We start from the raw sequence: 4,172 nt of genomic DNA on the forward strand, positions 1-4,172 counted from the left end.
ATTATCAGTTTTCTTGAGTCGAGGGACTCTTTTTTATCCCAATTTGTCGCACTTGCAATTACAATTCACAGTTCTATTACTTACATATTTTATAGTATTTTTTTTATTTTTTGCAATAATAGAAACATAACAAAATAGACGTCACACAAATTATTTTCCGGCTGATTTAGCCTGTTCAATTTCCCCGCTCTAAAGAGCGGAAATTTGGATATGATCTGTAGAAAATCATTATTACGATTCCGTTTCCCCCGGCTTATACGCCGGGGAATTCACGGCTAACATATTAAATAAACGACAATACAGTTTACAGGAGCAACCATGGCATTATGCAAAGCTGCCGGTGTGATTCATACCCGTACTCTTTTACGAGCCAAAGGCGAAAAAACCGAACATTATTTTTTAGATCAGCTGACTTCAGAGGAAAAGAATCTCTATCAAACTGCCATGCCGGTCAGTATGCTTCCGCTCGAAACAGCCATGAAATTTTATTCACTCGCTGTGCCACTGGTTTATATGGGCAGCAGTATCCAGGATGGTTTGACCTCGCTGGCATATGATACGGCAAAAAATAATCTGCAGGGTATTTATAAAATTCTTGTAAGATTTTCTTCCCCGGAAACCGTGATCAAGCAGACCGCGAAAATTTGGAAAACCTACCATAGCAAAGGCGCGGCTGTTTCAGAACAACTGGGTCCGCAGCAGGGCCGGTTCACACTAACCGGTTATCCGGACATCCCCGATGGTTTCGAATACATTATGGATGGTTTTATACAGGCCATGGTTGAAATGACCGGTGTCAAAACTATTGAGATTACACACAATCTCTCCAACCGCGATAGCATGACCTGGGATATTCAGTGGGAATAAAATTGATTGGGATAGGTTATTTTTTTACGCGATAATTTTTAGGGCGCGATGATCCGGCATCCCGCCCGGCATTCGCCAGGCAAGCTATTCGTGGGACATCGTTTGCAGGACAGGCCGTACCCGATTCTGTTATTTTTTCCTGAATCCAATCGGCTTGTTCTTCCGCTTCAGGGTTACCGGCAGCTTGAGCATTTCTTCGATAATAGTGTCTATTTTGGTAATACGCCTGTCGCTGGTTGCCTGTTTTGCTTCCAGGCGGTTGAGATGTTTGTAAATATCCTTATGCACACTCATCAATTCTCGTATTTTTACAAACAATCGCATAATTTGAATATTGACCTGTATGGCACGTTTACTATTCAAAACAGTAGAGAGCATAGCTATTCCCTGTTCCGTAAATACATTCGCAAGTTTTCTAACACCGCCATGGTTTTTTTTTGAAGTTCCAGTTTGGAACATCAAGTTCATTTCTTCCTTATTGAGTTGAAACATAAAATCATCCGGAAACCTATCGATATTTCTTTTTACCGCCTTATTTAAATTCCTCGTCAACACACCATATAAAATAGCTAAATCTTTATCCAACATCACCTTCTGCCCGCGAATAACATAGATCTTTTCCCGAATCAATTCCAGAGATAGTTGCAATTCTTTTTCAGTCATCATATCCTCCAAAAAGTATTTGAAGAATTAGACTGATTTCCGGAAGATTTCATGCATGGAAAAAAACGAAAAGAAATAAAAGCTTATTACCACGGAGAACACAGAGTTCACGGAGAAACCCAAAGACAACAATCAATATCTTTTAGGGTTAAAATCACAAAAACCATTTTGCCTTTACTCCTTTACCCTATTCGTGCCTTTTTAATGTCCATTCGTGGAGAGTTTTTTGCTTTTACGCTTTTGACTTTTCCCTACTTTGCCTTTCTCCGTGAACTCTGTGTCCTCCGTGGTGAGCAGCATTTAATCATTTGAAGTTAGCGCCTTTAATATCTTCTCCTTCATCTCCCGCAGCTCAAACGGCTTGGACAAACACCACATCGCCCCAGCCGCCTTGGCTTCCCGCTCCAGATCGCGGTTCAGTACTGCTGTATAGAAAATCACCTTGGGTTTGTGCTTCATAGCCCGGACCGCCTTAATCACCTCAATCCCGGTCATGCCCGGCATGGAGTAATCCGTGATCACCAGATCCACCTTCCAGCGGTCCATAATTGCCAAAGCCTCCTCCCCATTCCGGGCGGTTTTCACGGCATACTCGCCCTCCAACGCCGTACGGAGGACTTCTAAAAGAAGCCATTGATCATCAATGATGAGAACATTAGGCATCCGGGCCTCTTCCTCACTCTTTTTCAGGCCGATCTTTTTTTGAGTAGACTATTGTCTCTATGTCGCCAAGAAAGACAATAGTCTACTAGCTTTTAATTGTCAAGTCGCTTTTACTGGAGATATTCCAATCATTCGGAGATTTCAATGAGCGAGATTTCGATGGACCCCATGGTCGCCAGGTTTCTGGAATTGATCAAAGAAACCCGGGAAAAGAAGAAAATGACACGTGAACAACTCGCTGCCAAAGCCAAAGTTCATAAAACGACAATTGGGTTGTTGGAAAGAAAACGGAGGATTCCTACCTTGCAGATTGCAAATCAGATAGCCAAAGCATTGGGATTGAGTTTGTCGAAGATGGTGAAAAAAGCTGAGTAATATTCAACTAATGATTTCTATAAATCCACTAACCTCGCTGGAGGTGAGACGTGGCACGGAAAAAACCAAACTCTGAGCCTCGGACTGTAATTCAGCCATCAGTCAATGCAGAAACTGGCATCACTCTTTTACAACAACTCGTCGATAAAGCAAATGATCTATATACTAATTCAAATTTGAAAAACTCTGATATACAAGCATGGAAAACAACAGCACACGACTTCTTGGTTCGAGTATTCGGTTCCGATTCACCAAACATAAATTCGGTCCGATACGCCGATGGAGATGAACCTCTTTTTGCAGGAATGAGCGATGTTGATTATTCAAATTATTTGCGTTCCGGTATGCAAAACAAAATCAAGGTTATCAAGGCTTGCATCGAGCAACTTAATGTCGACATTCAACTCCGGGAAAATAGCAATCCTATTTCAGAACCACAAACTCCAGAGAATGACACACCCTCAAATAAAGTATTCGTGGTCCATGGACATGATGAAGGACTAAAGGAGACTGTCGCTCGTTTTTTAGAAAAACTTAATCTAGCCCCGATTGTTTTGCATGAAAAGCCGAACAAGGGACGCACGATAATTGAAAAATTTTCTGATTACTCGGATGTTCATTTTGCTGTTGTCTTACTCACGGCAGACGATGAAGGAAAATCTATAAAAAGCGCCAAGCAATTAAAACCTCGCGCGCGGCAGAATGTAGTACTCGAGCTTGGCTTTTTTCTTGGCAAACTTGGCCGCGCCAAAGTTTGCGCCCTTTATGAAAAAGGTGTTGAGATTCCAAGTGATTATGAAGGTGTGCTATTTTTACCATTGGAACCACATGATTCATGGAAATTCAGTCTTGTCAGAGAACTCAAAGCAGCTGGTTTTTCTGTTGACGCAAATCAAGTTTTTTCTTCAGATTCTTAGCATTACTTATATTTTTATACTAAGTGCCGGAGTTCGAATGTTCGAATAAATGTGTAGCCTAACAATAGAATTCCAAATTTTGTTCGGGGACGGAGTCAGGTTGTCAGGTTAACCCAATCTACCCCTACATCTTCTCTTCTTATTCGACACCGATCACGGACAACCAAACAACTTCTCCATCGCGACTCAAAACCGCCATGCCAGTCCTACGGGACATGTCTAACTTCAAACTTTGGCCACATCGGCCTTTCCCAAAAAGACGCTGGATTCCTTGGACTGGGTACCAGTGTGCTTTATTGGGGGCCGGAGTCAGGTTGTCAGTTTAAGGCACCTACCCCATCCATAACCGTATTACCGAACTACTGGAGTTCACCATTGATTTTCTAAAGTCCTTAAATCAAACACATCCCCTTCTAGGCGTCAATCACTACAGAAATGTTGGGGGACGGAGTCAGTGTTTGGTGCCGGAGTTAGAATATTTGAATAAGGACGTTAAACGAATAATCGGCCGGGTGGCCTAGGGAAGTCACCTTCCCCAAGCTCCCACAGATCCGGACTTGCGCAATTAACGCATCCGGCTCCTCAGACAATGGATTCTCTACGCTACTTGTGTCTTGTATCTTGCACTGGGAAATGGTAATGGATATCTAGTCAAAAGCCGGGGATATTTCTCCCAATTTAATTTTG

At 42.3% G+C, this 4,172-nt stretch carries 6 protein-coding genes; 4 read left to right on the top strand and 2 right to left on the bottom strand.

Features of this window, described 5'->3' with window-relative positions; genetic code table 11:
- Positions 1-318: 318 nt before the first annotated feature.
- Positions 319-867 (top strand): DUF2378 family protein, encoded by a 549-nt coding sequence (locus tag K8S19_04055; GenBank protein MCD4812847.1) that lies wholly within the window; start codon positions 319-321, stop codon positions 865-867.
- A gap of 129 nt (positions 868-996) precedes the next feature.
- Here the strand turns inward: K8S19_04055 and K8S19_04060 are convergent, their stop codons facing one another.
- Positions 997-1,530 (bottom strand): ORF6N domain-containing protein, encoded by a 534-nt coding sequence (locus tag K8S19_04060; protein ID MCD4812848.1) that lies wholly within the window; start codon positions 1,528-1,530, stop codon positions 997-999.
- Between the two features lie 51 nt (positions 1,531-1,581).
- On the opposite strand from K8S19_04060, the gene K8S19_04065 reads away from it, so the two are divergent.
- A complete protein-coding gene (locus K8S19_04065) occupies positions 1,582-1,842 on the top strand; it encodes a hypothetical protein (GenBank protein ID MCD4812849.1) in 261 nt (86 codons plus the stop codon).
- Here K8S19_04065 and K8S19_04070 read toward each other — a convergent pair.
- Positions 1,831-2,193 carry a response regulator gene (locus K8S19_04070; protein ID MCD4812850.1) on the bottom strand — a complete coding sequence of 121 codons (363 nt, stop codon included), beginning with the start codon at positions 2,191-2,193 and terminating at the stop codon, positions 1,831-1,833. The genes K8S19_04065 and K8S19_04070 overlap by 12 nt on opposite strands.
- Before the next feature lie 144 nt (positions 2,194-2,337).
- Here K8S19_04070 and K8S19_04075 point away from each other — a divergent pair, with 144 nt between their 5' ends.
- Both K8S19_04075 and K8S19_04080 read left to right on the top strand, forming a co-directional pair.
- The gene (locus K8S19_04075; GenBank protein ID MCD4812851.1) at positions 2,338-2,568 is read left to right on the top strand and encodes a helix-turn-helix domain-containing protein; all 231 of its coding nucleotides are present in this window, start codon (positions 2,338-2,340) and stop codon (positions 2,566-2,568) included.
- Between the two features lie 305 nt (positions 2,569-2,873).
- Positions 2,874-3,485: a nucleotide-binding protein gene (locus K8S19_04080; protein ID MCD4812852.1), complete on the top strand. Its 612-nt coding sequence runs from the start codon at positions 2,874-2,876 to the stop codon at positions 3,483-3,485.
- Positions 3,486-4,172: the final 687 nt, after the last annotated feature.

Source organism: bacterium, from assembly GCA_021108215.1.
In the GTDB taxonomy this organism is placed as follows: domain Bacteria; phylum Oederibacteriota; class JAAXVQ01; order JAAXVQ01; family JAUVAV01; genus JAIORK01.